General features: G+C 71.6%; 26 protein-coding genes. 7 read left to right on the top strand and 19 right to left on the bottom strand.

Annotation, left to right across the window (positions count from 1 at the left end; all coding sequences use genetic code 11):
• Positions 1 to 203: 203 nt before the first annotated feature.
• Positions 204 to 767, top strand: coding sequence for a hemerythrin domain-containing protein (locus tag ACQEV2_RS38130; RefSeq protein ID WP_433052432.1), 564 nt, complete (start codon positions 204 to 206; stop codon positions 765 to 767).
• Between the two features lie 367 nt (positions 768 to 1,134).
• Positions 1,135 to 2,397 carry an MFS transporter gene (locus tag ACQEV2_RS38125; RefSeq protein ID WP_433055097.1) on the top strand — a complete coding sequence of 421 codons (1,263 nt, stop codon included), beginning with the start codon at positions 1,135 to 1,137 and terminating at the stop codon, positions 2,395 to 2,397.
• A gap of 537 nt (positions 2,398 to 2,934) precedes the next feature.
• Here ACQEV2_RS38125 and ACQEV2_RS38120 read toward each other — a convergent pair.
• The 7 genes from ACQEV2_RS38120 to ACQEV2_RS38090 all read right to left on the bottom strand — a co-directional run bounded on the left by ACQEV2_RS38120 (position 2,935) and on the right by ACQEV2_RS38090 (position 9,978).
• Positions 2,935 to 3,462 (bottom strand): hypothetical protein, encoded by a 528-nt coding sequence (locus ACQEV2_RS38120; protein ID WP_433052429.1) that lies wholly within the window; start codon positions 3,460 to 3,462, stop codon positions 2,935 to 2,937.
• 154 nt (positions 3,463 to 3,616) lie between these two features.
• The gene (locus tag ACQEV2_RS38115) at positions 3,617 to 4,381 is read right to left on the bottom strand and encodes a metallophosphoesterase family protein (RefSeq protein WP_433052426.1); all 765 of its coding nucleotides are present in this window, start codon (positions 4,379 to 4,381) and stop codon (positions 3,617 to 3,619) included.
• Positions 4,378 to 4,665 carry a hypothetical protein gene (locus tag ACQEV2_RS38110; RefSeq protein ID WP_433052423.1) on the bottom strand — a complete coding sequence of 96 codons (288 nt, stop codon included), beginning with the start codon at positions 4,663 to 4,665 and terminating at the stop codon, positions 4,378 to 4,380. The genes ACQEV2_RS38115 and ACQEV2_RS38110 overlap by 4 nt, the downstream gene beginning before the upstream one ends.
• Entirely contained in the window at positions 4,662 to 5,357 is a 696-nt protein-coding gene (locus ACQEV2_RS38105) for a hypothetical protein (protein ID WP_433052421.1), read from the bottom strand. The genes ACQEV2_RS38110 and ACQEV2_RS38105 overlap by 4 nt, the downstream gene beginning before the upstream one ends.
• 576 nt (positions 5,358 to 5,933) lie before the next feature.
• Positions 5,934 to 7,040 (bottom strand): NAD(P)/FAD-dependent oxidoreductase, encoded by a 1,107-nt coding sequence (locus ACQEV2_RS38100; RefSeq protein ID WP_433052419.1) that lies wholly within the window; start codon positions 7,038 to 7,040, stop codon positions 5,934 to 5,936.
• A 241-nt stretch (positions 7,041 to 7,281) separates the two neighbouring features.
• Positions 7,282 to 9,504 carry a catalase/peroxidase HPI gene (katG, locus tag ACQEV2_RS38095; RefSeq protein ID WP_433052417.1) on the bottom strand — a complete coding sequence of 741 codons (2,223 nt, stop codon included), beginning with the start codon at positions 9,502 to 9,504 and terminating at the stop codon, positions 7,282 to 7,284.
• A 24-nt stretch (positions 9,505 to 9,528) separates the two neighbouring features.
• A complete protein-coding gene (locus tag ACQEV2_RS38090; protein WP_433052414.1) occupies positions 9,529 to 9,978 on the bottom strand; it encodes a Fur family transcriptional regulator in 450 nt (149 codons plus the stop codon).
• A gap of 437 nt (positions 9,979 to 10,415) precedes the next feature.
• Between ACQEV2_RS38090 and ACQEV2_RS38085 the strand changes: the two genes are divergently transcribed.
• A complete protein-coding gene (locus ACQEV2_RS38085) occupies positions 10,416 to 11,777 on the top strand; it encodes an alpha-lytic protease prodomain-containing protein (protein ID WP_433052411.1) in 1,362 nt (453 codons plus the stop codon).
• A gap of 105 nt (positions 11,778 to 11,882) precedes the next feature.
• Here the strand turns inward: ACQEV2_RS38085 and ACQEV2_RS38080 are convergent, their stop codons facing one another.
• Genes ACQEV2_RS38080 through ACQEV2_RS38060 form a run of 5 tightly spaced genes read right to left on the bottom strand, consistent with a single transcriptional unit; the run spans position 11,883 to position 15,770 of the window.
• Positions 11,883 to 12,974, bottom strand: coding sequence for a serine hydrolase domain-containing protein (locus ACQEV2_RS38080; RefSeq protein ID WP_433052409.1), 1,092 nt, complete (start codon positions 12,972 to 12,974; stop codon positions 11,883 to 11,885).
• Positions 12,971 to 13,891, bottom strand: a complete 921-nt coding sequence (locus tag ACQEV2_RS38075; RefSeq protein WP_433052407.1) for a DUF6895 family protein — start codon at positions 13,889 to 13,891, stop codon at positions 12,971 to 12,973. Before ACQEV2_RS38075 ends, ACQEV2_RS38080 begins: the two co-directional genes overlap by 4 nt.
• Positions 13,888 to 14,838, bottom strand: coding sequence for a DUF6895 family protein (locus ACQEV2_RS38070; protein ID WP_433052404.1), 951 nt, complete (start codon positions 14,836 to 14,838; stop codon positions 13,888 to 13,890). The genes ACQEV2_RS38075 and ACQEV2_RS38070 overlap by 4 nt, the downstream gene beginning before the upstream one ends.
• A complete protein-coding gene (locus ACQEV2_RS38065; protein WP_433052403.1) occupies positions 14,835 to 15,563 on the bottom strand; it encodes a hypothetical protein in 729 nt (242 codons plus the stop codon). Before ACQEV2_RS38065 ends, ACQEV2_RS38070 begins: the two co-directional genes overlap by 4 nt.
• A 21-nt stretch (positions 15,564 to 15,584) precedes the next feature.
• Positions 15,585 to 15,770, bottom strand: a complete 186-nt coding sequence (locus tag ACQEV2_RS38060; RefSeq protein ID WP_398810098.1) for a hypothetical protein — start codon at positions 15,768 to 15,770, stop codon at positions 15,585 to 15,587.
• 332 nt (positions 15,771 to 16,102) lie between these two features.
• On the opposite strand from ACQEV2_RS38060, the gene ACQEV2_RS38055 reads away from it, so the two are divergent.
• Positions 16,103 to 18,097: a spermidine synthase gene (locus ACQEV2_RS38055; protein WP_433052401.1), complete on the top strand. Its 1,995-nt coding sequence runs from the start codon at positions 16,103 to 16,105 to the stop codon at positions 18,095 to 18,097.
• Between the two features lie 90 nt (positions 18,098 to 18,187).
• On the opposite strand, the gene ACQEV2_RS38050 is transcribed toward ACQEV2_RS38055, so the two are convergent.
• A complete protein-coding gene (locus ACQEV2_RS38050; protein WP_433052399.1) occupies positions 18,188 to 18,937 on the bottom strand; it encodes a CbtA family protein in 750 nt (249 codons plus the stop codon).
• A gap of 16 nt (positions 18,938 to 18,953) precedes the next feature.
• Complete coding sequence (locus tag ACQEV2_RS38045) at positions 18,954 to 19,172, bottom strand: CbtB domain-containing protein (RefSeq protein ID WP_433052397.1); 219 nt, start codon at positions 19,170 to 19,172, stop codon at positions 18,954 to 18,956.
• Between the two features lie 252 nt (positions 19,173 to 19,424).
• Between ACQEV2_RS38045 and ACQEV2_RS38040 the strand changes: the two genes are divergently transcribed.
• Positions 19,425 to 20,009, top strand: coding sequence for a histidine phosphatase family protein (locus tag ACQEV2_RS38040; protein WP_433052394.1), 585 nt, complete (start codon positions 19,425 to 19,427; stop codon positions 20,007 to 20,009).
• 15 nt (positions 20,010 to 20,024) lie between these two features.
• On the opposite strand, the gene ACQEV2_RS38035 is transcribed toward ACQEV2_RS38040, so the two are convergent.
• Positions 20,025 to 20,573 carry a hypothetical protein gene (locus ACQEV2_RS38035; RefSeq protein WP_433052392.1) on the bottom strand — a complete coding sequence of 183 codons (549 nt, stop codon included), beginning with the start codon at positions 20,571 to 20,573 and terminating at the stop codon, positions 20,025 to 20,027.
• On the bottom strand, positions 20,570 to 20,755 hold the full coding sequence (locus ACQEV2_RS38030; protein WP_433052389.1) for a hypothetical protein: 186 nt from the start codon (positions 20,753 to 20,755) through the stop codon (positions 20,570 to 20,572). Before ACQEV2_RS38030 ends, ACQEV2_RS38035 begins: the two co-directional genes overlap by 4 nt.
• Positions 20,756 to 20,885: 130 nt before the next feature.
• Here ACQEV2_RS38030 and ACQEV2_RS38025 point away from each other — a divergent pair, with 130 nt between their 5' ends.
• Positions 20,886 to 21,497, top strand: coding sequence for a TetR/AcrR family transcriptional regulator (locus ACQEV2_RS38025; protein WP_433052386.1), 612 nt, complete (start codon positions 20,886 to 20,888; stop codon positions 21,495 to 21,497).
• Between the two features lie 63 nt (positions 21,498 to 21,560).
• Here the strand turns inward: ACQEV2_RS38025 and ACQEV2_RS38020 are convergent, their stop codons facing one another.
• The gene (locus ACQEV2_RS38020) at positions 21,561 to 22,997 is read right to left on the bottom strand and encodes an MFS transporter (RefSeq protein ID WP_433052385.1); all 1,437 of its coding nucleotides are present in this window, start codon (positions 22,995 to 22,997) and stop codon (positions 21,561 to 21,563) included.
• 109 nt (positions 22,998 to 23,106) lie between these two features.
• Between ACQEV2_RS38020 and ACQEV2_RS38015 the strand changes: the two genes are divergently transcribed.
• On the top strand, positions 23,107 to 23,754 hold the full coding sequence (locus tag ACQEV2_RS38015; RefSeq protein WP_433052383.1) for a TetR/AcrR family transcriptional regulator: 648 nt from the start codon (positions 23,107 to 23,109) through the stop codon (positions 23,752 to 23,754).
• A 72-nt stretch (positions 23,755 to 23,826) separates the two neighbouring features.
• On the opposite strand, the gene ACQEV2_RS38010 is transcribed toward ACQEV2_RS38015, so the two are convergent.
• Positions 23,827 to 25,128, bottom strand: coding sequence for an MFS transporter (locus ACQEV2_RS38010; RefSeq protein ID WP_433052380.1), 1,302 nt, complete (start codon positions 25,126 to 25,128; stop codon positions 23,827 to 23,829).
• Entirely contained in the window at positions 25,125 to 26,210 is a 1,086-nt protein-coding gene (locus ACQEV2_RS38005) for a PLP-dependent cysteine synthase family protein (protein ID WP_433052377.1), read from the bottom strand. Before ACQEV2_RS38005 ends, ACQEV2_RS38010 begins: the two co-directional genes overlap by 4 nt.
• Positions 26,211 to 26,304: the final 94 nt, after the last annotated feature.

Raw genomic sequence — 26,304 nt, 5'->3', positions numbered from 1 at the left:
CTGAGCAGCAGAGCCGCTTCGGCGGGTCGCCGAGTTCCGGCGACGCACGCACGGGGTTCCCGGGTCAGTTGTTTTCACACGTTGTTCCCACTATGCGTCGATTCGGGGGCACTCGCGACTCTCCCGTGTGAGTCCGCCGACCGCGGGCACTCGGAGCCGCGGCGAGTCCGTCCGGATCGCCGCGCCAGCTGGAGGTGAAGGACATGGGTCATGGTGGGAACGTCATCGACGAGCTGATGACCGATCACCGCGAGGTCGAGGAGATCTTCGGCCGGATCGAGGGGCTCCCGGCCGGTGACAAGGTCCGCAAGGTGTACGCCGAGCAGGCCACGATGGAGCTGGTCCGGCACTCGGTGGCCGAGGAGGAGTACCTGTACCCGGCCGTGCGGGAGCACGTGGCGGGCGGGGACGCCCTGGCCGACAAGGAGATCGACGATCACTCCAAGGCCGAGCAGATCATGAAGGACCTGGAGGGGTGCGACGCCGGTGATCCCGAGTTCGACCGGCTCATCGGGATGCTGATGAGCGAGGTCCGCTCGCACATCGCCGACGAGGAGCAGAACCTCTTCCCCAAGCTGCGCGCGGCGTGTTCCGCGGACACCCTCGACGGCCTGGGCGACAAGGTGCGTCAGGCGAAGAAGATGGCCCCGACCCGCCCGCACCCGTCCGCCCCGGACAAGCCGCCGGCCAACAAGCTGCTGGCGCCGGGAGCCGGCCTCGTCGACCGGATGCGCGACGCGCTGACGGGACGCGGAAAGAAGTCCTGACCCCTTCCGGGCGGACGCCGTGCGGTGTGGCCGCCCGAGGGCTGTGAGCAACCACACTCGATCAACCAAATACGGGAGTTTCCCGGGCAGTTGGCCCCCGTGACGACGGCGCGAGCGGAGCAGGCGCCGTCGGCTCGGGGGTCCGGTCTGTCACGATGGTCCGCGCCGTGACCGACTCGGTGGAACCGCCGCGCAACGCAGCCGGTGATTTCGGTTCCCCCGGTCCCTCCTCCGACTCCTCCTGGTTGTCGAGTACCGCACTGTGTCTTCCACCACCTCTGCCCTGCCCCCGCCCGCGCCGAAAACCACCTCCGCCCCGCCCAAGGCCGCGTCCCGTTCGCCCTGGCGGTCGCTGAGGCACCGCAGCATGCGCTGGTGGTCCGTCGCCAACTTCGCGTCGAACGCCGGTACGTGGATGCAGCTCACGGTGCAGAACCTGCTGGTACTGCAGATCACCGGCTCGGCCGCGGCGACGGGGCTGTCGATGTCCGTCCAGGCCGCTCCCGCCCTGTTCATGAGCCTGCTGGGCGGCACCGCGGTGGACCGCTGGCCGCTGAAGCTGACGGCCGCCGTCAGCCAGGCGCTGCTCGGCGCGGTCGCCTTCACCACGGCCGTGCTGGTGGCGATGGACCGGCTGGACATGACATCCCTGATGGTGCTGGCCGCCGTGACCGGCGTGATCGCCACCGTCGACGGACCCGCCTGCGCCCTGCTGGGCAACGACCTCGTCCCGGTGGAGGACGTCCCCTCCGCCATCGGCGTCGGTGCGCTGGTGCACAACGCGGGGCGGCTCGTGGGCACCGCCCTGGCCGGTGTGACGGTCGGCTTCCTCGGCACGGCCTCCGCGTACGCCGCGAACGGCCTGTCGTTCCTCTTCGTGACCGCGGTCATCCCGTTCCTGCGTCCGGCGCCGGGCGCGGTGCGCCACGCCGCCCATGTGAAGGCCGCTCCACGCCCTGAGGGCGGCGCCTCGGCCCCCGACATGACCGTGCGCCAGGGCCTGAGGTTCTTCGCGCGCCGCCCCCGCCTGGTCGCGCTCGCCGCGGTCACCGGGATCAGCGCGATCTTCGGCCGCAACTACGGCCTCACCCTCGCCGTGCTCGTCACCGGGCCGCTCGCGGGCGGCGCGGGCTCCTTCGGCACGGTCTCCACGGTCCTCGCCGTCGGCGGCATCCTGGGCGCGGTCCTCGGCGCCCGGCTGCGTCGCCCCTCCGTCCGGCTCGTGGGCATGCTGGCGGCCTCGGGCGCCCTGCTGCAGGTCGCGGCCGGCCTGTCCCCGTCGCTGGCGGTCCTGCTGGTCCTGGTCCTGCCCATGGCGATCGTGGAGTCCGTCTCCGACACGGCCGGCACCGCCGTCCTCCAAACGGACCCACCCGCTCACCTCCGAGGGCGCGTCCTCGGCGTGTGGAGCAGCATCGGCACACTCTGGGGCCTCGGCGGCCCCCCGGCCCTCGGCCTCCTCATGGAACAGGCCGGCGCCCGCGGCGCCCTGGTGACGGGCGGCCTGATCATCGCCGCCACGATCGGCGCGGGTTTCGCCCTGCGCTCCCGCCGGACACCGGCCCCGGTGGTCCTCCCGACGAAGGACGGGGACATCACGGGACGGGCGGCGCTGGACACGGCGGCCTGACGGGGCGGGGCGGGGGGCGCCGCGTGCGCCCGCGTCGTACGACCCTTTTCTCCCCAGGGCAGCGTGCGGAGCGGCTCTACGGGGACCACCACAGGGCGGGGCGGCGCTGAGCACAGCCGCCTGAACGGGCGGCACGACACTCGGACCCCCCACTTGTGCCCGAGGGGCACCATCCCTCGGCGGGTCGCGCACCGCGACTGCGCGGGGCGCCCGCACTTCCTTCAGGCGGGCAAACCAGAACACAGCGGGCGCTGACCTCGCTCGGACGCCGAGGTCGTACAGGTGCTTCCGTGACGCGCGGGCGCTCAGCATGGCTGTCTGAGGCCGTAGGCACGCGACTGCGCGGGGCGCCCGCACCACGTGTGGGCAGGTGAGGTGGACAAAGCACGCGGCGGACGCGCCCGGACGCCGAGGCGGCCGTGCAGCCGCCTCCCGCAACGCATGGGCGGCGCTCAGCACGGCTGACTGACGGCGCGGAGCGGCCACCGACGTATCGCGTGCCCGCCTCGTACGGCCCCCTTTCCCCAGGGCCGCGGCTCAGGCGATGAGCGCCCGGCCCGGGTCGAGGCGTTCGTGGAGGGCGGGGCGGTGCAGGGCGGCCACCGGGGCGAGGAGGTCGGGGTGGCGCAGGAGGGCCGCTGCCTGGCGGTCGCGGGCGTCGGGGGACACCAGGCGCCGGAACTCGATCGGCACCCCGGTCGCATGGCCGCCGTCGGCGATCGCGGCAACCGCCATCCGCGCCAGCCCGGCGTCGGTGAGCAGGCAGGCCGCCCAGCTCGCCACGACCTCGTCCACCCAGGTGCGCCAGGCGGCGGCGTCGGAGTCGTCGTGCGCGGTCGCGTCCGCGCCGGTGATCCAGTCCAGGCTCGCCGAGCCGCCGGGGCCGGCCATGCCGACCAGGGCGGCGTCCGTCGGCGTCGGGTAGCGCAGCCACGCGGCGACCGTGACGGCCTGCCGAGCCTGTACCTCACCCAGGGCGGCGGCAAGCGCGCCTCCGCAGGCCGGGTAGGAGCGCGTCAGCCACTGGGTGGTCGCGGCGATGAGCGGGGAGAGATCTGCGAGCACTGCCGGTCCGTCCGAGGTACGGGAGATGGACGGGAATCCATCGGATGTACGGGAATCCATCAAACGGTAGCCCGCCACCCCGGGCAGCGGACATGCCTGAGACCTCGTGAACGGCGTGGCCTCGCCCACACCGGGACCCACCGGGACCCCGGGCTCAACCCACCCGGCCGCCTGATGCGCCGGTCGTCGTCCGGCCGGGCCGCGCAAGGTGGTAGACGTGGAACGCCCGCCCGATGACCGGCTGTGCCACGTTGCGCACCTTCACTCCCCCGCTGGTCATGCCGTGCTCCGTGCCGAGGTGGGCGTGCCCGTGCACCGCGAGGTCGGCGCCTGCCGTGTCGATCGCCTCGGCCAGCAGATAGCTGCCGAGGAACGGGTAGATCTCGGGAGGTTCCCCGGCCAGCGTGTCCGGCACCGGCGAGAAGTGGGTGAGGGCGATGCGTACGTCGCAGTCCTGCTCCTGAAGTTCCTCCAGTGAGGCCCGCAGCGTGTCGGCGCGCCGACGCGAGTACCTGACGAACTCCTTCATGATCGGCTCACCGAACTCACCGGCGCAGCGGCCCACGAAGCCCCCGCCGAACCCCTTCGTACCGGCCACGCCGATCCGCGCGTCCCCGTCGCTCACCACCGTCGCCTGCCCTTCCAGCACCCGCGCGCCCGCGTCCTGGAGCACGGCGGTGACCTCGTCCGCACAGTCGGCGTGATGATCGTGATTGCCCAGCACCGCGACCACGGGGACCGCCAGGTCCTTGATCTCCCGTGCCACCACCTGGGCCTCCTCGCGGGTGCCGTGGCGGGTGAGATCCCCGGCGAGCAGCAGGACGTCGGCGCTCTCGTGCAGGGTCTCGAACGAGGGGCGGAGCATGCCCTCGCTCTCGGGGCCCATGTGGATGTCCCCGACGGCCGCGATCCGGATCATTCGACCTCCTCGGCATGGTCGGGCGCGGAGTTGTCCACGATCACGATGTCGCAGTGCACCGGGTGTCCCAGCAGCTCCGCGCGAGCGGTGCGCAGGACGTCGTCGCGGCACTGGACGGACGGCACGGTGCCGGTCAGCAGGACCGCCTCGCCGCGGATCTCGATGCGCACACCCAGCTCGCCGAGGGGCCCGGCGGCCAGGTGGTCGGTGAGATGGGCCACGAGGTAGTCCAGGTTCTGCGCTGCGCCCGCGTCGGCGGCGGACTGTGCGCCGTGACGGCTCATCGGTGCTCCTCCCGTGGGGCGATCACCTTCAGGCGCTCCAGGAGGTAGAAGAAGGCGTCGGGCATCGGCTCGTCCCCGCAGCAGCGCCGCACCTCTTCCCAGTCGACCTTCTCCCGCAGGGCGCGCGCCGCGGCGAGCACCGGCCCGAAGTCGCAGTAGTGCTCCGAGAAGGGCTCGATCAAGCCGCGCATCAGATCCGTCGGCGACAGGACGGGCATGTGCACCGAGTCGACCGAGACCTCCTGTGCCCGGTCGAGGACCTCCGTGGTGACCGGGCGGTGCGCCAGCTCGAAGAGGATGTCGACGTCCTGGCCGAAGCACGACGTCTTCATCAGCCAGTCCTCCGGCGGCGTACGGACCGCGAGACCGGCTTCGGTCAGCGTCCGCGCCACCGCCTCGGCGTCCGTGCGCCGCACGCAGAAGTCGGCGTCGTGCTGCAGATGACCGCTGCCGCCATGGGCGTACACGGCCACGCTGCCGGCCAGGGCGAACCTGTGCCCCGTCCGTTTCAGCAGCGCGCCGACCTGCTTCGCCGCCTCGAGGATCGCCTGACTGCGGTCACGGGGAAGTTCCTCGCTGCTCAACGAGAGGGTCTCCCCCGGCGACTGCTGCGCCGGGCCCTCGCCGACCGGGCGCAGCTGGGAAATCCCGGTTCGCGGAGCGGGCGTCGCGCTCTCCCGGTTCTGCGTCATGACGCCTCCGTTCGCCGTCCGGCCCTCCGGCGCGGGCACCTGCCGGGACCCGGTGCGGGTTCGAAAGCCTCCGAGTACCCGGCGCTCCCGAATTCGATACGGCACGTCTTGGCCTGACTCACCGCGGGCGAGGGCGCTCCGGCCGCACCGCCTGTCCACGGGGTGAGGATCCGGTTCCGGTCGCGCTCGGTCGGGGGGGTTCCGCCGCGCAGGGCAGGGCATTGCCGAGGCGGATCAGCTCGCCGTAGGGCGGCATCCACCTGCTCGGGGAAGACCGGGTCGAGCACCCTCGGCCACGCGGTCACCTCAGCGCCGCGGCCACCCCGACTCCTCGGCCGCCTCGTCGCGGATGGCGCCCGCGTCGGTTCCGTCCAGGACCGGCCTCGACCTCGGTGCGCGTGCCTGGCGTCTGCGCCGCCTCCCCCGCGGCGGCCCCGGAGCAGCGCCGCCCGCCCCTGGCCCGCCTCCCCCACCCACCGACCGAACCGGTCAGCCGCGTCGCCGAGGCGCTGCGCGTCGCGCCCCGGACAGCGGCTCCGAGGGAAGTGACGGCGAGTCAGGCGCCGAGGCGTCCGCTCACGCCGCCGTGTAGCCGAGCTGGCGTCGCATGAACGGGGTCATGAGCGTCTTCGCCTTGGCCAGCGTCGTGGTGCGGCCGCCGAGGACCGCAGTCTCGCCGCCCGGCACGGGCAGCAGGGTCACTCCGTCGGCCGGGCCGAACGGGACGATGAGCGGCGTGCGGTGGATCGGCCGGTAGAAGCGGGGTTCCTTGCGGTGCTTGCCGGCGCTGTTCAGGTAGGCGCGGATGTTGTGGGCGGCCAGGTCCGCCTGGGCGAGCGCGGCCGGGGTGATCTTGAGTTCGGTGGCGTCGTTCACGTCGCCGACCGCGAAGACGTCCAGCCATCCCTGGACGCGCAACGCCTGGTCGACCTTCACGTGTCCCGACGCGTTCAGCCAGTCCCCGTGGCCGGCCAGGCGCAGCCAGAGCGTGTTGGGTGTGGTGCCGGTCGCCCAGAAGGAGCGGTCGGCCTCGATGACGGTGCCCCGGGCGTCGCGATAGGTGCCGAAGTCGTTGGCAGGGGACATGAAGGCGTCGAGGCGCACCTCCACGTCATGGGACTCCAGCCAGGTTCGCGCCTTGCGCCCGGCACGGGTGCTGCCCGTGGAGTGCAGCAGTTCCGGGCCGGAGTGGGCGAGCGTGACGCTGGCGTCCGGCCGAGCGAGGCGGATCTCGGCGCTGAGCTCGACGCCGGAGGGCCCGCCGCCGACGACCAGGATGTGCTCGGCGGCGGCGATGTGCTGCTGATGTGTGGCGAAGGACTTCGCCGCCTCCTCGGCGGTGGTGCCGGTGAAGCGGGCCGGTTCGGGGTAGTCGGCGCCGGTGGCGATCACCAGCACGTCGTACGGGAGCCGCTCCCCCGTCGCCAGCACCACCCGGCGCTCGGCGGTGTCGATGCGTACCGCCTTGCCGACGGCCACGCGGCCGTTGGTCAGCAGCCGGTCGTACGGGATGAAGGGGGTGTACGACCAGTCCCGCCGCACTCCGGCGCGCAGGGAGGCGATGCGATGGAAGAAGACCTCCTTGCGGTCGACCAGCGTGACGCGTGCCGTCGCGTCCAGTCGCTTCGCCAGACGGACGCCCGCATAGCCGCCGCCGATCACCACTACGTCGCCTTCACGCACGCCGCGTCTCCTGTACTGGGTGGGGAAGGAGGAGCGAGTGGAGCGGCGGGTCGGCCGCCGTCGGCCCCTCCCCGCGGGGAGCGTATCCCTTGAAACTTAAAGAGGTCGCTGAGGTGACGTGTGCATTACGTGAAGGCTGTGACATGAGAGGTGGCCGCCGACGTGGCTGCCGACATGGCGCACAAACGCCGACGTCCAGGCCGGCCCCTGCGGGCCCGCCTGGACGTCAGGTGCGGGGCGATCAGACGAGGTCGAACCGGTCCGCGTTCATGACCTTGACCCACGCCGCGACGAAGTCGTTCACGAACTTCTCCTTCGCGTCGTCGCTCGCGTAGACCTCCGCGAGGGCGCGCAGCTCGGAGTTCGAGCCGAAGACGAGGTCGGCACGGGTGCCGGACCACTTCAGCTCGCCCGTGGCGGCGTCACGGCCCTCGAATGTGGTCTGGTCGGAGGACGTCGACTTCCACGTGGTGCCCAGGTCGAGCAGGTTGACGAAGAAGTCGTTGGTCAGCGCGCCCGGGGTGTCGGTGAGGACACCGAGCTGCGACTGCTGGTGGTTCGCGCCCAGGACGCGCAGGCCACCGACGAGGACCGTCATCTCGGGGGCGCTCAGGTTGAGCAGGTTCGCCTTGTCGAGCAGCAGGTACTCGGCCGGCAGGCGGTTGCCCTTGCCGAGGTAGTTGCGGAACCCGTCGGCGGTCGGCTCCAGCGCGGCGAACGACTCGACGTCGGTGTGCTCCTCCGTCGCGTCGACACGGCCCGGCGCGAAGGGCACCTCGATGTCGACGCCGGCGTCCTTGGCGGCCTTCTCCACGGCCGCGGAGCCGCCGAGCACGATCAGGTCGGCCAGGGACACCTTCTTGGCGCCGGAGTTCGCGTTGAACTCCTGCTGGATGTTCTCCAGGGTGCGCAGCACCAGGGCCAGCTGGTCGGGGTCGTTGACCTCCCAGCCGCGCTGCGGCTCCAGGCGGATACGGGCGCCGTTGGCACCGCCGCGCTTGTCGCTGGCGCGGAACGTGGAGGCCGAGGCCCACGCGGTGCTGACCAGCTGCGAGACGGTCAGGCCCGAGTCGAGGAGCTTGGCCTTGAGGGCCGCGACGTCCGCGGCGTCGATGGCCTCGCCCTCGGCCTGCGGCAGCGGGTCCTGCCACAGCAGCGTCTCCTCCGGGACCTCCGGGCCGAGGTACAGCGACTTCGGGCCCATGTCACGGTGGGTCAGCTTGTACCAGGCGCGGGCGAAGGCGTCCGCGAACTGGTCGGGGTTCTCGAGGAAGCGACGCGAGATCTCACCGTAGATCGGGTCGAAGCGCAGCGAGAGGTCGGTGGTGAGCATCGTGGGCAGACGCTTCTTCGACGGGTCGTGCGCGTCGGGGATGATCGCCTCGGCGTCCTTGGCGACCCACTGCTTGGCGCCGGCCGGGGACTCGGTGAGCTCCCACTCGTAGCCGAAGAGGATCTCGAAGAAGTCGTTGCTCCACTGGGTGGGCTTGGTGGTCCAGGTGACCTCCAGACCACTGGTGATCGCGTCGGCGCCCTTGCCGGTGCCGAAGGTGGACTTCCAGCCCAGGCCCTGCTCCTCCATGGAGGCGGCCTCGGGGTCGTTGCCCACGTGGTCGGCCGGGCCGGCGCCGTGGGTCTTGCCGAAGGTGTGACCACCGGCGATCAGGGCGACGGTCTCCTCGTCGTTCATCGCCATACGGCGGAACGTCTCGCGGATGTCGCGGGCCGCGGCGATCGGGTCCGGGTTGCCGTTGGGGCCCTCCGGGTTGACGTAGATGAGGCCCATCTGGACCGCGCCGAGCGGGTTCTCCAGCTCACGGTCGCCGCTGTAGCGCTGGTCGTCGAGCCAGGTGGTCTCGGGACCCCAGTACACGTCCTCGTCGGCCTCCCAGACGTCGGCGCGGCCGCCGCCGAAGCCGAAGGTCTTGAAGCCCATCTGCTCCAGGGCGACGTTACCCGTGAGGATCATGAGGTCGGCCCAGGAGATGGACTGGCCGTACTTCTTCTTGACCGGCCACAGCAGACGGCGGGCCTTGTCGAGGTTTCCGTTGTCCGGCCAGCTGTTCAGCGGCGCGAAGCGCTGCTGCCCGCGGCCGCCACCGCCGCGGCCGTCGCTGATGCGGTAGGTGCCGGCGCTGTGCCAGGCCATACGGATCATCAGCGGGCCGTAGTTGCCGAAGTCGGCGGGCCACCAGTCCTGAGAGGTGGTCAGCACCTCGGCGATGTCCCGTTTCACGGCCGCCAGGTCGAGGTTCTTGAACGCCTCGGCGTAGTCGAACTCCTCACCGAGCGGGTTCGCTACGACCGGGTCCTTGGCCAGGATCTTCAGATTGAGCCGCTCCGGCCACCACTGACGGTTGCCGCCGCCCTGCGTGGGGTGCGCGGCGCGACCGTGCGCGACGGGGCAGCCACCGGTGCCCTCCGCCTTCGCGTCGGTGACGATCGCATCGGGGTTCTCAGCCATGGGAAACCTTCCGAACTAGGTGGATCACAGTGCTCGGGGTGCACTGCCGGCAGTGGAACAGTCGGGGCACAGGCCCCAGTACGTGACCTCGGCCTCGTCGATGGAGAAGCCGTGGTGGTCGGACGCGGTCAGGCAGGGCGCTTCGCCGACTGCGCAGTCGACGTCGGCGACGGCACCGCACGACCGGCACACGATGTGGTGGTGGTTGTCGCCGATGCGCCCCTCGAACCGGGCCGGGCTGCCGGCCGGTTCGATACGGCGGACGAGTCCCGCCGCGGTGAGTGCGTGGAGGCCCTCGTACACGGCTTGAAGCGAGACATGACCCACGCGATCACGCACCCCGGAGGCGATGGCCTCGACGCCGAGGTGGTCACCGGCCCGCACGGTCTCGAGCAGCGCGACCCGCGCGGCGGTCACCCGCAGGCCGGCACCGCGCAGCTCCTCGGCGGGGGTCGGATTCGGGGATGCGGTCATGGCAGACAACCTACAGCCCTAAACACGAATGATTCAAGAAAACGAATGATGAAAGTTTGGTGCGACGCGCCGGCCAGGGTCCAGCGGGCGGAGTCGGTGCGCCGACCCGGGCACGGCAGGCCACGGATGCCCGCAGGACAGGGAGACGTCGCGCCCTGCGCCATGAGCACCCCACGAAAGGGCTCGACCGGCTTGGCGTGTCCTTCCCTCCTGGATCCGCTCGGAGTCGCCGCGGTCGCCACCGGCACGCCTCCCTCGTCGACGGACACCCGCTGAGCCGCCGCCCGACGGCTCCCCGATTCCGTCGGCTGGCGCACATGGCACCCCCAGGCGCCCCCCAAAGCGCGAAAAAACGTCTCTTCGGGCATTGCGGCATGCCTTTCCGTCAAGGACTTGACCTGGCCGACATCCCACTCGTACTCGATGGAGGTAATCGCATGCTCGGCAGACATACCGCGGCCGGCCGCCGCGCCGCCCTGACCGTTCTCGGCACTCTCGTCCTCTCCGGCGTCCCCTCGGCCGTCGCGGCCGAGCCGCCGCCCGCGTCCAACGCCGCACACACCGTGGGCGCCGACCGGCCGCCGGCAGTGGTACTGCGTGCCATGGAGCGCGATCTCAAGCTGAAGCCGGGTCAGGCGGCCGAGCGGCTGGTCAACGAGGCGGAGGCGGGCGCTCGCGCGGGCCGCCTCCGCAACGCCCTGGGCAAGCACTTCGCGGGGGCCTGGGTACGCGGGGCGACGTCCGCCGAGCTCACCGTCGCGACGACGCATGCCGCCGACGTCTCCGCGATCCGGGCGCAGGGCGCGAAGGCCGCCGTCGTCAAGCGGCCGCTGACCGAACTCCAAGCGGTCAAGAAGAAGCTCGACGCGGCCGCCACCCGCACCAAGACGCGCGACACGCCGGTCTGGTACGTCGACGTGCCGGCCAACAAGGTCGTCGTCCAGGCGACGAAGCGGGCGGCCGCCACCGCCTTCATCAAGGCCGCCGGCCTCCAGGGCAAGGGCGTGGGCATCCGCCTGTCGGAGCAACGGCCGCGGCTGCTGGACGACGTGGTCGGCGGCGACGCCTACTACATCGAGAACTCCGCCCGCTGTTCCATCGGGTTCGCCGTCACCAAGGACCAGCAGCAGGGCTTCGCCTCGGCGGGCCACTGCGGCGACCAGGGTGACTCGACCACCGGCTTCAACATGGCCGACCAGGGCACGTTCCAGACGTCCAACTTCCCCGGCAAGGACATGTCCTGGGTGGCCGTCAACAGCAACTGGACCGCCACGGCCGACGTGAAGGGCGAGGGCGGCCAGCGCACGCAGGTCACCGGCTCCGTCCAGGCGCTCGTCGGGGCGTCGATCTGCCGCTCCGGCTCCACCACGGGATGGCACTGCGGCACCATCCAGCAGCACGACACGAGTGTCAGCTACTCCGAGGGCACCGTCGACGGCGTCACCCAGACCACGGTGTGCGCCGAACCGGGCGACTCCGGCGGCCCGTACGTCTCCGGCTCCCAGGCGCAGGGCGTGACCTCCGGTGGCTCGGGCAACTGCACGAACGGCGGCACCACCTTCTACCAGCCGATCAACCCGATCCTCAGCGACTTCGGCCTCGTCCTGAAGACCGCGGCCGCCCAGTCCGGCGCTGCCGCCCCGCAGGACAACGCCGCGGACACCTGGGCCGCGGGCCACGTCTACGAGGCCGGCGCCACCGTGACCCACGCGGGCGTGCGCTACCAGTGCCTGCAGACCCACCAAGCGCAAGGGGTGTGGTCGCCGGCCGCCACTCCGGCGCTGTGGCAGCGGCTGTAGGAGTCGGTCGTACGGCTCTTCCGGTGCGGGGGGCGGCTCCCGCACCGTCCGCTCCCGCCGGCAACCACTCCCCCACCACCTTCTACTCCACCCCCACTTCCCCTCCTACTCCACCGACGCCTCCGCGAGGAGCGCGTACGCGGTGGCGACGAAGGCGTCGCGGGCGCGGAAGCGGCGGGTGCACACCGCGGCCAGGGCCGTTCCCGTGTCGGGCCGGAAGCCCAGGAAGGCCTGCTGGCCGAGGGTCGCCCCGCTGTGGAAGTACATCGGCCCGCCGTTCGTGGGGTGCCGGAACCACGCCATCGTGTGCACGTGCCGTCGGTCCAGTCCGCGCCGGAGCACGGGCGTGCGCACCGCCCGCAGCGCGTCGGCCAGCGGGGAACCGGCCGGGTCGAGGTGGGCTTCGAGAAAGGTCAGCAGGTCGTGCGGGGTGGCGCGGACGGCACCCGCGGCCTGGAAGCCGCCGGCGTCGAAGGGGAGGGTAGGCGTGCGGCCGTCCTTGCCGTACCCGACGGCGTCCGTCTTCGGGTCCTCCGCCGCCAGGGCGGTGCCGCTCAGGCCGAGCGGACGGAGCACATGGGCGCCGAGCAGTTCCTCCCACGCCGTGCCGGTCGCGGCGGCGACGGCGTGGCCGAGCACGGCGACGCCGAAGTTGGAGTAGTGCCACCGGGTGCCGGGACGGTGCCGGGGGTGATGGCGCAGGAAGGCCTCGGCCACACGCTCGGCCGGGTAGCGGCCGTAGGGGTTGGTACGCCACGCGGGAAGCGCCCGTAGGTAGAAGTCGGCCGGCAGGGCGGGCAGCCCGGCCGTGTGCGTGATGAGGTGGGCGAGCGTCACCGGGTCCGGGTCGGTGTGCCGGGCCGGGTCCAGGCAGGCGGCGGCCGGCTCGCCCCCGGTCAGCAGGCCGCGCTGGATGAGCTGGGCCAGCAGGAGTCCGGTGAACGCCTTCGAGGCCGAACCTATCTCGTAGCGCAGGTCCTGCCGGGGGACCGGCGGGGGCGGGCCGGTGCCGCCGCAGTGCAGGATGCGGCGGCCGGACCGGGATATCGCGAAGACGGCGTCAGGCGCGTCGACGGCTTCGACGGCTCTCTCCAGCCGCTTCCGCACCGCCTCGTCATCGGTGCCGACGACGCCGCCCGCACGGGCGTGCTCCATCTCGTCCGCGACGCCCGGCCAGGGCGTGGACCGGCCGGTCATGACGGGGCGTGCGTCAGCTCGGCGAGGGCACGGGAGGTGGCCAGCACGGAGGCGAAGGCGGCGACCAGCGTGGGGTGGTAGACCATGTCGAACACCTCGTCCGGCTCACCCTCCGGCATCGTGCGTACGGCGGGCATGGCGCCGTCGGGCTGCTGCGCGGCGGCGAAGCCCTGCCAGGCCCGTTCGTCCAGGGTGGGGCGGGGCAGACAGGCGTCGACGACGAGGAGTTCGCCGAGCAGGTCCCAGCGCTTGAGGTCCAGCCAGTCGTCGATCCAGACCGGCAGCCAGGTGGCGAGGTAGTCGGCGATGTCCGGCGGCAGGCCCTCGGGGCGCTCTCCCCAGTCGGTGAGGTGGAACACCGTGTGGGTGACGTCGTAGGCGATGTGCCCGCTGACCGTCCAGGGCTCGGGCGTGTGGCCGAGCCAGGTGGAGCCGACGATGTCCGCCTCGGGCGTGCGGGGCGTGAGACCGAAGCGGCGCTGGAAGGCGGAGAGCCCGAGGCGCCGGGTCGGGTCCAGTTCGAGGGCCGCCCAGCTGTCGAGCCGGTGGTAGAAGGCGGTGGCCCGCTCCACCTCGGGCTCGCTGTACCCCAGTTCCTTGTACGGGAGGTACACCTCGAACGGGATCGGTGAGAGCGGCTCGATGCGCTGGCCGCGCACCAGCATGCGACCGCCGTCCAGGGTGTGCCGCCACGTGTGGTCGAGGAGCTTGCGCGCCAGGTCGGCCTGGCGCGATCCGGCCACGCCTTCGCGGAACAGGACCCGGCAGATCAGGGCGAGTTCGCCGACCGGTTTGAAGCGTTCCAGGAAGCCCACTTCCGGATCGACGTCGGGCTCCAGGCGGAATCCGTCGCGATGGGCCCACAGCCACTCCAGGGCGCGGACGCCGACGGTGTGCATCAGACGGGGGTCGGTCATCCGGGCACTCCCTGTCCGCCGGTGAGGCACTTGACGGTCTGTGCCGCCGCGAAGGCGGCCATCAGGGTGGAGTGGTAGCAGTGGCGGAAGTCCGGCTCGGGACCGGCTTCTTCGTCGCCCCGGCGAGCCTCCGGGAGCGCTCCGGAGGTGCACTGCGCCTCCGCGATCCGAGTCCAGGCGTCCTCGAGGGTGGGGAGGTCGGGCGGATCCGGGAGGCTCGTGGCGACCACCAGCAGCTCGCAGCTGAGGTCCCACATCCCGGCGTCCAGGCAGGTGTCGAGCCAGGGCGGCAGCCAGTGGGCCAGGTAGGCGGCGAGGTCCGCGGGGACGTCCGCGGGGGTGCGGCCCCAGTCGGTGAGGTGGAAGACGACGTGGGTGAGCGCGTACCCCGAGGAGCGCTCGAACGTCCAGGGTTCCGGAAGTCCGCCCAGCCAGGTGCGCCGCAGCGCCTGCGCGGCCTGCTCGGACCGGTGGATGCCGCTGCGCCGCTCGGCTTTCAGGACGCCGAGCCGGCGGGTCGGTTCCTGCTCGGCGAGCCGCCAGCTCCGGGTGCGTGCCGTCGTCGCGGCGGCGGCCTCGTACCCGGCATGCCTGAACCCGGCCGCGGCGAACACGGAGTAGATCTCCAACGGGTACGTCGCGAAGGGCTCCAGCCGCTGGAGCCGGCGGAAGAGCTCGCCCTGGCCGGTCTGCTGCCAGGCGAACCGCAGCAGGTCGGCCGCGCAGGCGTGCAGCGGATCCCACGGTGCGGTGTGCGCGCGTACGCTCGCGCAGGTCTGGGCCAGCTCCCCGAGCGGTTTCCACGTGGCGTCCACGTGGCCGTCCCGGGTGAGGGCGTCCTCCCCCAGGGCGAAGTACTCGCGGTGCGCGGACAGCCACGCGAACGCGGCGGCTCCCACGTCCCGGATCTCCTCGGCGCCGATGGCGGTCACGCCCACGGCGGTCATACGAGTGCTCCGGCCGTCCGCATGACGCGTGCCGCCTGTACCTGGAGGGCCACGCGGGGGTCGCTGCCGCCCATCAGTTCCACGAAGTCCAGCCCGGCCTCGAGGCCGAGTGAGTCCGGTACCCCGTCGAGCAGGGTCAGCCAGCGCCCCGCCGAGGCTGCCTGCTGCCAGTCCCGGCGGCGCACCGCCCGTACGAAGCCCCGGGCCACGTCGACCGGGCGGCGCCGGGCCGCGCGGGCCACCGCGCAGTCTTCTCCGGGCACGGCGAGGGGGGCGAGGACTGCGAGTTGATGCGTCAGCACCTGCCAGGTCGCCTCGTCGAGCCAGCCGGCGTCGGGTTCTGCGGTCTCGTCCCCGAGGGGCGCGCCGGATGTGCCGGGTGCGCCGGTCGGGGGCGCGTCGAGCCGCCGCAGTGTGCGGCCCATGGCCCAGTGGCTCCACTTGACGGTGGGGGCCGCGTCGGCGCGGGGCGGGAAGGCCTCCACCGTCTTCCGGAACACCGCGAGTGCCTCCGGGTCGGGTGGAGTGGGGAAGAGTACGTGCGGCAGCAACAGGTCTGCTCCCACCACGCGTACGGCCGCGAGGTCGAGGCTTCCCCCGGCCTCGTCCACTGCTCCGGTGCCGGACATGCGCACGTGGTCTCCACCCCGGAGGGCGGAGACCACGTCGGACGCAAGGTCCTGCACCGCGCCCTGCAAGAGGGCGGAAGTGCCTGACTGCTCCATTCAGCCGCTCCTGTTGGTCCGTCAGCCCTTCTTGGGGCGAGGGGTCGGCGGGGACAGCAGCAGCTTGGTGTCCGCGGAGAGCAGCGCCAGGGCGGCGCACTCCCGGCTGTCACGGTAGACACCGTCGGGTTCGGCGGGGTCAAGTGCCGCGTCGAGGTCGCTCCGAACGCCGGTGAGGTCCTCGATCGCCTTGTCCATGGAAGGCATATCACCATCTCCTCTGGGGTCAGCCATAGCCTCCACAACCCAGAGCACCACACAGTCACAAAGCGCGCATCTTTTCCCAGAAACCCCATAGGCCACTGATTCAACATTCCAGCCGATACGACACGCCCTGAACGGCGGCCGTCGAACCCGCCGACCGGCGCGCAGGCGGCTCGCGGCGCACCACGAACGCCCGCATGCAGCCGCCCAGTTGTTCACGGAAGAGTGAAGGCTGGAGGGGCGTTGCTCGACTCATCACCCTGGAACTGGCACCGTAAACGCGCATGAAGTCGACTAAATCCGGGCAAACTGAAAGCTCGGTGCGCTGGAGGCTCGTGCTGGCCAGCACCACGATGCTCTTCGTCGAGCTGGCACTGATCAGATGGGCGGGCGCCAACGTCGTCCACCTCAGCTACTTTTCGAACTTCATCCTGCTGGGATCGTTCCTCGGGATCGGCATCGGGTTCCTGATCCCCGCCGCGCGCGGGCAGTGGCTCAAACGCTGGACGCCGGTCCCGCTCGCGCTTCTCGTCGTCCTGGTACGCGCGTACCCGGTGCAGGTGCGGCAGAGCAGCAGCGAGGTCATCTACTTCACCGCCGTGAAGACCACCGGCCTGCCCCAGTGGGTGACCCTGCCGGCCATCTTCCTGCTGACCGCGGTCATCATGGCCGGCATCGGCAAGATCACCGCCGATCTCTTCCGCCAACTCCCCTCGCTCGACGCCTACCGCTACGACCTGCTCGGCAGCATCACCGGCTCGGTCTCCTTCGCCGTACTGTCCTGGCTGCGCGCGCCCTCGGTCGTGTGGGGCGTGCTGGCCGCCGCGGCCCTGCTGGTCCTCGGCGGGCGCCGCAACACCCTGCTGTACGGGATCCCCCTCACCGCGATGGTCGCCGCGCTGTTCCTGGAGTCGACCACGGCCGGCATCTCCTGGTCGCCGTACTACAAGATCCAGCTCAAGCCCTCGCCGACCACCAGCCGGACCTACTACATCTCCGCCAACGGGGTCCCCCACCAGAGCACCGCGCCGCTCCCGGTGCTGATGCGGGAGAACTCGCCGTACCGGCAGGCGTACGACCAGACACCCGACAACCCGCACAAGCGCGTGCTGATCATCGGGGCCGGCAACGGCAACGATGTGGCGGTCGCGCTGGCGCACGGAGCCGAGCGGGTGGACGCGGTCGAAATCGATCCGCGGCTGCAGGAGATCGGCGCGACGTTGCACCCGGCGAGGCCGTACGACGATCCCAGGGTGCACACCTACATCGACGACGGCCGGGCGTTCCTTGAGCGGACCGACGCCAAGTACGACCTCGTCGTCCTGGCGCTCCCGGACTCCCTGACCCTGGTGTCGGGGGCGAGCAATCTGCGGCTGGAGAGCTACCTGTTCACCCGGCAGGCGTTCGAGGCCGCGCGCGACCATCTGGCGTCGGACGGCGCGTTCGCCATGTACAACTACTACCGCAAGAGCTGGTTGGTCGACCGCTTCGCCGGCGACCTCGACGCCCTCTACGGCCACGCCCCCTGTATGACGACGTTCAAGCGGAACGCGGCCGTGCTGGTGGCCGGGATGACCCCCGCCGACCAGTCCTGCAAGCAGGTCTGGCAGCCCGGCGGCCCGGTCCCGGCGGCCGCGAGCGACGACCATCCCTTCCCGTATCTGCTCCACCGGACCATCCCCACGCTCTACCTGGGTGCCCTGGGCGCGATCCTGCTGGTGACGCTGCTGTCGGTGCGCCTGACCGGGGTCCGGATCCGCAGCACGGTCCGTTACGTCGACATGTTCCTGCTCGGCGCGGCCTTCCTGCTGCTGGAAACGAAGAACGTGATCGGCTTCGCGCTCTACTTCGGTACGACGTGGCTGGTCAACGCCCTCGTCTTCTTCGGTGTCCTGCTCTGCGTCCTTGCGGCGGTCGAGGTCCGGCGCAGAATGCGGCGGGTCAACCAGCTGCTGCTGCAACTGCTCCTGTTCGGCTCCCTCGCGGTGGCGTGGCTCGTTCCGACGCAGGCCGTGCTCTCGCTGCCCTTCGCCGGACGGCTCGCGGCCGCCATCGCCCTGGCCTTCGCCCCCATCTTCTGCGCCAACCTCATCTTCTCGGACCGTCTCGCGCAGGCCCCGGACCCGACGGCCGCGTTCGGCGCGAACCTGCTGGGCGCGCTGACCGGGGGCGCGCTGGAGTACCTGGCCCTGGTGACGGGCTATCAGGCGCTGCTGCTGGTCGTCGCCGCGCTGTACCTCGGGGCGTGCATCGCCATGCGTTTCACCGGGCGCAGACCGGGCGAGGAGGCGACGCAGGTGCCGGGCGAGACGGTGGCCGCCAAAACCTGAGGGCGGTCCCGCAAAGGCATGGCCGGGTGCACAGAACGAGAAGGACCCGCCGGGCGCGCCCCCGGCGGGTCCTTCCATGGTCCGGCCGACTCAGGCAGCCAGCGTGGAAACCCTCTGCCCGGTGGGCTTCGGTTCGAGGACGCGCTCGGCCAAGTACCCGAAGAACAGCCCGAACGCCGTCCACAGCACGGCCTGGACACCGATGGCGGCCAGCCGGAACTCCCACAGGTCGGTCGCGGGGAAGCCCTCGGGCACGTTCTCGCCGGAGGGCAGGAACACCATCGCGACGGTCAGCACCGCGAGGAAGGCCGCGCCGGCGGCGACCGAGGCGTTCCAGTTGCCCAACCTGCCTGCGAGGCGGCGGCCGAGCAGGACCGCCGCGGTCGTCAGCAGGACGCTGAGCGCGATCATCAGGAAGAACAGGGCGGTCCGCTTGTCGAGGGTGTCGGGGTTGCCGACCGCGGGCGGATTCGCCGGGTACTTCAGCATCGGCACCAGATACCCGGCCCCGAACGCGGCGACCGCGGTCAGCGCCGCGGTGGCGCGCGCCCCGAACCGGCCGATGCGGCCCAGCGCGAAGCAGAACGCCAGGGCGGCGATGCCGCCCACGGCGACCCCGTAGACCAGGACACCCGTGGCCAGACCGGCCGTGGACTGCAGGCTCCGGCCGACCAGTTCCTCCCCTCCTGCCTCGTGATGGGAGTGGGCGGATTCGAAGGCGATGGCCGCGTCCACCGGTCCCTCACCCACCAGATACGCGAAGATCAGCGCCGGTATCCCGGCGACGAGCCCCGCGAGCATGCCGCGCACCAACAAGGTGCGCACAACAGTGGAGTTCATCGGTGCTCTCCCCGCCTCAGTGGCAGGGGAAGCCGAGCAGGTGGCGTGCGTCGTGCACCCACTCGTGGACGCCCTCACCGGAGAGGACGGAGGTGGCGCCCTGCTCGGCGCCGACGAAGTACAGCAGGACGAGCATCAGGATGCCGAAGAACACCGCCCACGGGGCGATGGCCCGCAGCGGCAGCGGGGGGAGGGCCTGGGTGGTGGGGGTGGGGGCAGCGGTGGACTGCGCCATGGCGAGACCTCCTCGGGAACACGCGTCCCGCATTGTGTGGAGCACTCGACGACGGCGTTTGGGTCTGACTCACCACCGCCTCTCGTCGAGGGGTGGCACACAGTGGCGCGACCGTGCCGGATTTGCACCGGGCTTCCGTGGCGCCGTCGTCCTGTCGCCCAGATGGTAGGGGCAATAACGGATCCGGCCAACATGGCGTACGCCACCTACGATGGTCGGCCGATGCCGTGGACCTACTGCTGAGGGGATGTCATGACCGTCCGGCTGATGCTGGTGTGCGCCGCCGCGCCGACAGGACGTGAGGTGCGGTTCGCCGACGCCGTCCCCGATGAGCGGGCGCTGCGGCAGGCGCGGGCACTCGCCGACGGCCTGCCCTCGGCCGAACTCCGGTGCACGGCGCCGTCGCAGCGGTGCCGCCTGACGGCCACGGCCCTGGGATGGGATGCCGTGCCCGTGGCATCCGAGCTGCGCGAGCTCGACATGGGCCGCTGGCAGGGCCGCACCCTCGACGAGGTCGCGGCCGACGAGATGGACGCGCTCGCCGCCTGGTCGACGGATCCCCGTGCCGCGCCGCACGGAGGCGAGTCCGTGGCCGAGTTGTGCCATCGGGTCGCCGCCTGGACCGACGCGCTCGCGCCGGACGCGGGGCGTGTGCAGGCCGTGGTCGATCAGGCCGTGGCCCGCGCCGCGATCGTCCATGCCCTGTCCGCCCCGGAGCGGTCCTTCTGGCGCGTGGACGTGCCCCCGCTGGCCGTCGTCCAGCTCACCGGCCGGGGCGGGCGGTGGAACCTGCGGATGGGAACGGTCTCCGGCACGACGACCGAGGACGGCGGCTGAGTTGCCTCGGGTGCCTCACGTCTGAGGCTGGGACACCGCACCCGGCGCGCCGCGGATCTCGCGCCGCGACCGCCACTTCCCCTGCCCGAACGGAGTGACACCCCGCGGCTTGTACACGGCGAGGACCATCGCGAGCAGCAGCACGCCCAGCGTGAGCACCGAGTGCAGCACGGGCGAGAAGTTGCGCACCGAGGACAGCTCGGCCTCCGGGTCGGCTGCCAGGTGCGCCATGGATCTGAACGTCCCCATGTAGATGAGCAGTACGACAGTGGCGGCCACGTTGATCAGGAGCTTGAACACGACCCAGTAGTGCCGCAAGAGGCCCCAGGGCGTCCCCAGGGACTGGACGATGCCGGTGAGCAGCGCGGCGAGGGCCAAGGGGACGAGGGTGTACCAGGCGGCCGGCTCCATGACGAGGTAGACACCCCGTACCGTCGCCGGATGCCGGCTGGTCAGGCCGATCAGCGCCAGGACGAGAAAGGCGAAGACCGCACCGAGCCAGCCCACCGAGAACGTGACATGGGCGATCAGGGCCGACTTGCGCAGACGGGGCGGCATGGTCATCCGCTGCCCCCCGCGGCCGGCCCGGCGGGTGCGGTGGCGAGCGGCTCCTGTCCCCCGAGGTGGCGGCCCGGACCGTGATGCCCCGTGGCCAGCAGCATGACCACGCCGAGCAGGACCACGGCCAGCGCGACGAGCCCGGCCCCCTTCACCCATCGCGGCATTCCCTGGGGCGGATCGGCCATGAGGGGTTCTCCTGTCTCGCCCGGACATGGGCGGCGTGCCGTTCAGCGGCGTGTCGTTCAACAGCGCCTCGTTCAAGAGACTCCAGATTTATCGATACATATTGTCGCCGTCAAGCCACAACGTCTCACCATGGGCATCACGTACGCTTACCACGTGCCGAAGCTGTGGAACGAGACGATCGAGGCGCACCGCCGCGAGGTGCGCGACGCCATCCTGGACAGCACGGCCGCCCTGGCGGCCGAGAACGGCCCGCTGTCGGTGACGATGTCTCAGATCGCGGAGAAGGTCGGTATCGGGCGGGCCACGCTGTACAAGTACTTCCCGGACGTCGAAGCGATCCTGCGCGCCTGGCACGCGCGCGAGATCGCCGGTCACCTGGCCCGACTGACGGGTGTCCGGGACAGCGCCGACGGGCCGCGGGCACGTCTCGAAGCGGTGCTGGAGGCGTACGCCGCCATCACCCACGCATCCCACGGCCACCACGACACGGACCTGGGGGCGTTCCTGCACCGGGACGACGGCGACCACCTTGCCCACGCGCATCAGCACCTTCACCACATGGTCCAGGACCTGGTGACCGAGGCCGCGAAGGGCGGCGACGTCAGGGACGACATCCCGCCCGCCGAACTTACGCGCTACTGCCTCAGCGCCCTCGCCGCGGCCCGAACCCTGCCGTCCAAGGCCGCCGTACGGCGCCTCGTCACGGTCACCCTGGCCGGCATGCGCCCTCCGCGGAACTGACGCCCGGCAGAGGACCGGCAGTGGTCACGGGTCGGCGGTCAGCCCGTTCGGTGCATGTCCCGTTCAGTGCACGTGCGGGCCGCCGGTCGACTGCGGTTTGCCCCGCGGTACGAGGGCCAGGGCGACGACGGTCCCGGCAGCGGCCGCCACGGCGCAGACCGTGAACGCGTCGGCGAAGCCGCCCGCCGAGCCTCGCTCGAAGCCGGAGGCGGCGACGGTGGAGACGACGGCGACGCCGATCGAACCACCCACCTCGTGAAAGGTGTTGACGACTCCGGAGGCGAGCCCCGCCTCCCGGTGCTCCACCATGGCCAGAGCGGTGGTCGTGGCGGTGACGAAGACCGCGCCGAGGCCGAGGGAGGCGATCACGAAGCCCGGCAGGAGCCCGGCGTACACGCTGCCGCTCTCCGAGAGCCACGTCAGCGGGACGGTGCCGGCGGCCGCGACGGCCATGCCGGTGACGGCCGTGGGACGGCTTCCGATCCGGCCGACGAGGCGGGAGCCCAGATGGGCGCCGATGCCGGTGGCCACGGCGACGGGCAGGAAGAGCGCTCCGGTCCACAGCGGGCTGAAGCCGCGGATGTGCTGAAGATAGACGGAGCCGAGGAAGAAGTACGCGATCAGCAGGGCCGTGGCGACCAGCATCAGGAAGGCGCCGGCGAGCACCGGCCGCCGGGTGAACATCCGCAGGTCCATCAACGGGGCGCGGGCTGCTCGTTCGACCGCCGCGAAGGCCGCGTACGCCGCCGCCGCACCGAAGAGCGGCAGCAGGGTCGAGGTGTCCGCCCAGCCGGTGTCCCCCGCCTTGACCAGGCCGTAGATCAGGGCCGCGGTGCCCGCGGTGACGAGCAGGGCGCCGGGGACGTCGAGCCGTGCGGGCCGCGGAGTGCGGGCCGGGACGAGGGCGGGCAGGGCGGCCAGCAGAAGCAGCCCGACCGGCACGTTGACGTAGAAGACCCACTGCCAGCCCGGTCCGTCGGTCAGGGCGCCTCCGAGGAGCACGCCTGCCGCTGAGCCGGTGCCGCCGATGGCCGCCCAGACGCCGAGCGCCTTGTTGCGTTCGGTGCCGTGGAAGGTGGTGGTGACGAGGGACAGTGCGGCCGGGGACAGCAGGGCCGCGCCGACGCCCTGGCCGATCCGGCCGCCGAGCAGCGTAGGGGCGTTCTGGGCCAGCCCGGTGACCAGTGAGGCGGTGGTGAAGAGCGCGAGTCCGGCGAGCAGGGTGCGGCGGGCACCGAGGGCGTCGGCCAGTCGGCCGCCGAGCAGCATCAGTCCGCCGAAGCAGAGGGTGTAGGCGGTGACCACCCAGGTCAGCGTCTGCCGGCCGAGGTCGAGGTCGGCCGCCATGTCGGGCAGGGCGACGTTCACGACGGTGACGTCGAGGATCAGCATGAACTGGGCGAGGCAGATCAGCGCGAGGGCGGCCCAGCGGCGCGGGTCGGCGGGCGGGTGGGGGTCGTGTTCGGCCATGTGCGGCGCACCGGCTGCGGAGTGGGTCATGACGAGTCCCTTCACAAGCATGGGGTGTGGTGGCACATCGCAACTGAACCATACTGTTCAGTTCATGTGAACTCAACCGTACAGTTCAGGTGGGTGCTAGGGTCGTTCCATGAGCGTGGACAGCGTCAAAAGGCCGCCGAGCGGGCCCCGCGCGGAGCTCAAGCGGCAGGCCATCGTGCGGGCCGCCCGCGTGTTGTTCCTGCGGGAGGGCTTCGGCGTGGGAATGGACGCCATCGCCGCCGAGGCAGGCGTGTCGAAGGTGACCGTCTACAACCACTTCGGCAGCAAGGAAGCCCTCTTCACGGCGGTCATCACGAGCGCGCTCGACGAGCCGCTCGCCGGGGAGTCGTCGGCCGCGCTGGAAGGCCTGGCCTATGCCGAGGACCTGCGGGCCGCACTCGTCGACGCGGCCCGCACCTGGGTGCACGCCGTCCGGACCAACCACGAGGTCACGGCCCTGCGCAACCTCGTCGCCGCCGAAATCCACCGCTTCCCCGAACTGGGCGAGGCCTGGCGGCACCGCGGCACGGAGAACCACCACCCGGCGGTCGCCGCCGCCCTTCGCGCGCTCGCCGGGCAAGGGCGACTGCAGATCCCCGACCTGCAGGTGGCGATCATCCAGTTCTACGGGCTGCTGGTCTTCCCCCACCTGGTGTTCAGCTCCTACGGCACGCACATCGACGAGGACCTGACGGACCGTCTCATCACCAGCGGCGTCGACATGTTCCTGGCCCACTACGGCCCACAAGGCACATAGCGGCGACGGACCGAGCACGGCAGAGGCGGGCACCGTGCGGTGCCCGCCCCTTGTTTCCGGACGGCCGGTGGGTCAGACGGTGGCGGGCAGCGGCCCGGAAGCGGGCGGTGCCGTCAGCCGGCCGGTGCGGTGCAGGCCGTACAGGGCCGCCGCGCACGCCAGGCCCAGCGCGCACAGTGTGATCCACGGCAGGGCGGGCATCCCGGCCGCGCGGGCGGCGTCGAGCGCGGCGCCCGTGCCCAGGTTCCCGACGGTGATGCCGATACCGCAGATCGTGTTGTACAGCCCGTAGTGGGTGGCGACGAGGCGGTCACCGGAGAGGCGGACGATGGTGTCCATCTCGAAGGGGTACGCGATCATCGTGCCGACGGCCAGCAGCAGCGCGGCGAGCGTCGGCGGAACCGCCGCGAGCAGCCACACCCCGATCCCGGACTCCGGTACGGGCACGGCGGTGGCCACCAGCAGGGGCACGAAGGCCAGGCCCATCGCCGTCAGCCCCCGCACGAGCGCCTGCCCGGGCGCGTACCGCGTCTTGCACCACGCCGTCACCCGCGTCTGCCCCAGGATCGTGCTCAGCCCGGACACGGCGAACAGCACCGCCACCGCCGCCGTGCCGAACTCCCCGTCGCCGCCGAGCCGGCGCACCTGGAGCGGCAGCGCCAGATAGACCTGGAAGGACAGGACGTACGAGCCGATCATGGCGAGGGAGAAGAACAGGAACGGCCGGTTGGCGAGGATGCCGCGCCACTGGGCGAGCACGCCCTGACCGCGGTCGCTCTCCTTCCGGTCGGTCTCCTCGGCCCGCCGGGCGGGCAGCGCGCGGATCTGTACGACGCTCAGCAGGGCGAAGATCCCGGCCGCCACCAGGCAGGTGACGCGGAAGTCCACCCCGGTCAGCACCATGCCCACCAGCGGACCCAGCAGGATCCCGGCCTGGTAGAAGACGTTGAACAGGGCGAACGCCTCGACCCTGCGCTCCCCCGCGTCGGCCGCGAGGTACGCCCGTACGGCCGGGTTGAACAGCGCTCCGGCCAGTCCGGTGGCCGCGGACGCGGCCAGCAGGGCGGGCAGCGAGTCCACCAGCCCGAGCGTCGCGAAACCGAGGGTGCGCAGCACACACCCGGCGACGATCATCGGCTTGTAGCCGATCCGGTCGGCGAGCGTGCCGCCGACCAGGAACATGCCCTGCTGGCTGAAGTTCCGTACGCCGAGGACGAGTCCGACGATCCAGCCGGCCAGGCCGAGGGTGCCGGAGAGGTGGGCGGCCAGGTAGGGCATCAGCATGTAGAAGCCGAGGTTGATGGTGAACTGGTTCACCATCAGCAGCTGGACGCTGCGTTCGTACGACCGCACCTGCGGGAGCAGCCCCTTCACCGGCCCTCCTCCGCGGTGAGGGGGTCGACCACGGTGGTGCACCGGCTCCAGCGGGTGACCTCCTTCTCGTCCGGGCGGCCGATCAGCTCGGGTTCGGGCGCCGGTGGGGCGTCCAGCAGGCCGTGGGCGGCGCAGTAGTCGTCGTCGTAGACCGTCCCCAGGTAGCGCTGCGGGCCATCGGGGAAGACGGCGACGATCCGTGCGTCCGCCGGCATCGTCCGGGCCAGCCAGCCGGCCACCAGCGCGACCGCACCGACGCTCCAGCCGCCGGTGGCGTAGTGGGAGGCGGCCAGCCGGCGGCACGTCCACACCGCCTCGTGCGGGGCGACCCAGTGCACCTCGGAGAAGTTCTCGTAGGCGACGTTGCGGGGGTGGATGCTGGAGCCGAGGCCGCGCATCAGACGGGGTCGGGCGGGCTGGCCGAAGATCGTCGAACCGGTCGTGTCCACGCCGACCACGGTCAACTCCGGGTAGAGCTGGCGCAGGACGCGGGAGACGCCCGCGGAGTGGCCGCCGGTGCCGACGCTGCACACCAGGACGTCGATGTGGCCCATCTCGGCGGCCAGTTCGAGGGCCAGCGGGGTGTAGGCGGCGACGTTGTCGGGGTTGTTGTACTGGTCCGGGCACCAGGAGTCGGGGCACTGCTCCAGCAGCCGCTGCACGCGGTCGCGCCGGGCCTGCTGCCAGCCGCCCGTGGGATGCGGCTCCGAGACGACGTTGACCTGGGCGCCGTACGCCGTGAGCAGCCGGGTCATGGACAGCTCCAGGCCCGGATCGGTGACCAGGGTGACCGGATGGCCGTACACCATTCCGGCCAGGGCCAGCCCCAGACCCAGGGTCCCACTGGTGGACTCGATGATCCGTCCGCCGGGCCGCAGGTCGCCACGGGCCCGGGCCCGCTCCACCATGTGCAGCGCCGGACGGTCCTTGATACCGCCGGGGTTGAACCCCTCGAGCTTCGCCCAGAAACCACGCCCGGCCGGGGCCAGCGGCTGCGACACCCGCAGCAACGGGGTGTTGCCCACCAGACCGGACAGGGCGGACCGGCCCGAGGCGTCCGTGGCCTTGGTCAATGACTGCATGTCTGTGTTGTCACTCTCGCTCGATGAATGCAGAGGAATGCACTTGCGGGTTCATCTCGCGCCCATGGCGACGGGGCGGACCGTGGGTCCGGGC

The organism is Streptomyces sp. CA-251387 (assembly GCF_050936625.1).
Classification (GTDB): Bacteria; Actinomycetota; Actinomycetes; order Streptomycetales; family Streptomycetaceae; genus Streptomyces.
The sequence above is the reverse complement of the archived record's forward strand: the minus strand, read 5'-3'. Positions and strand labels throughout refer to the sequence as shown.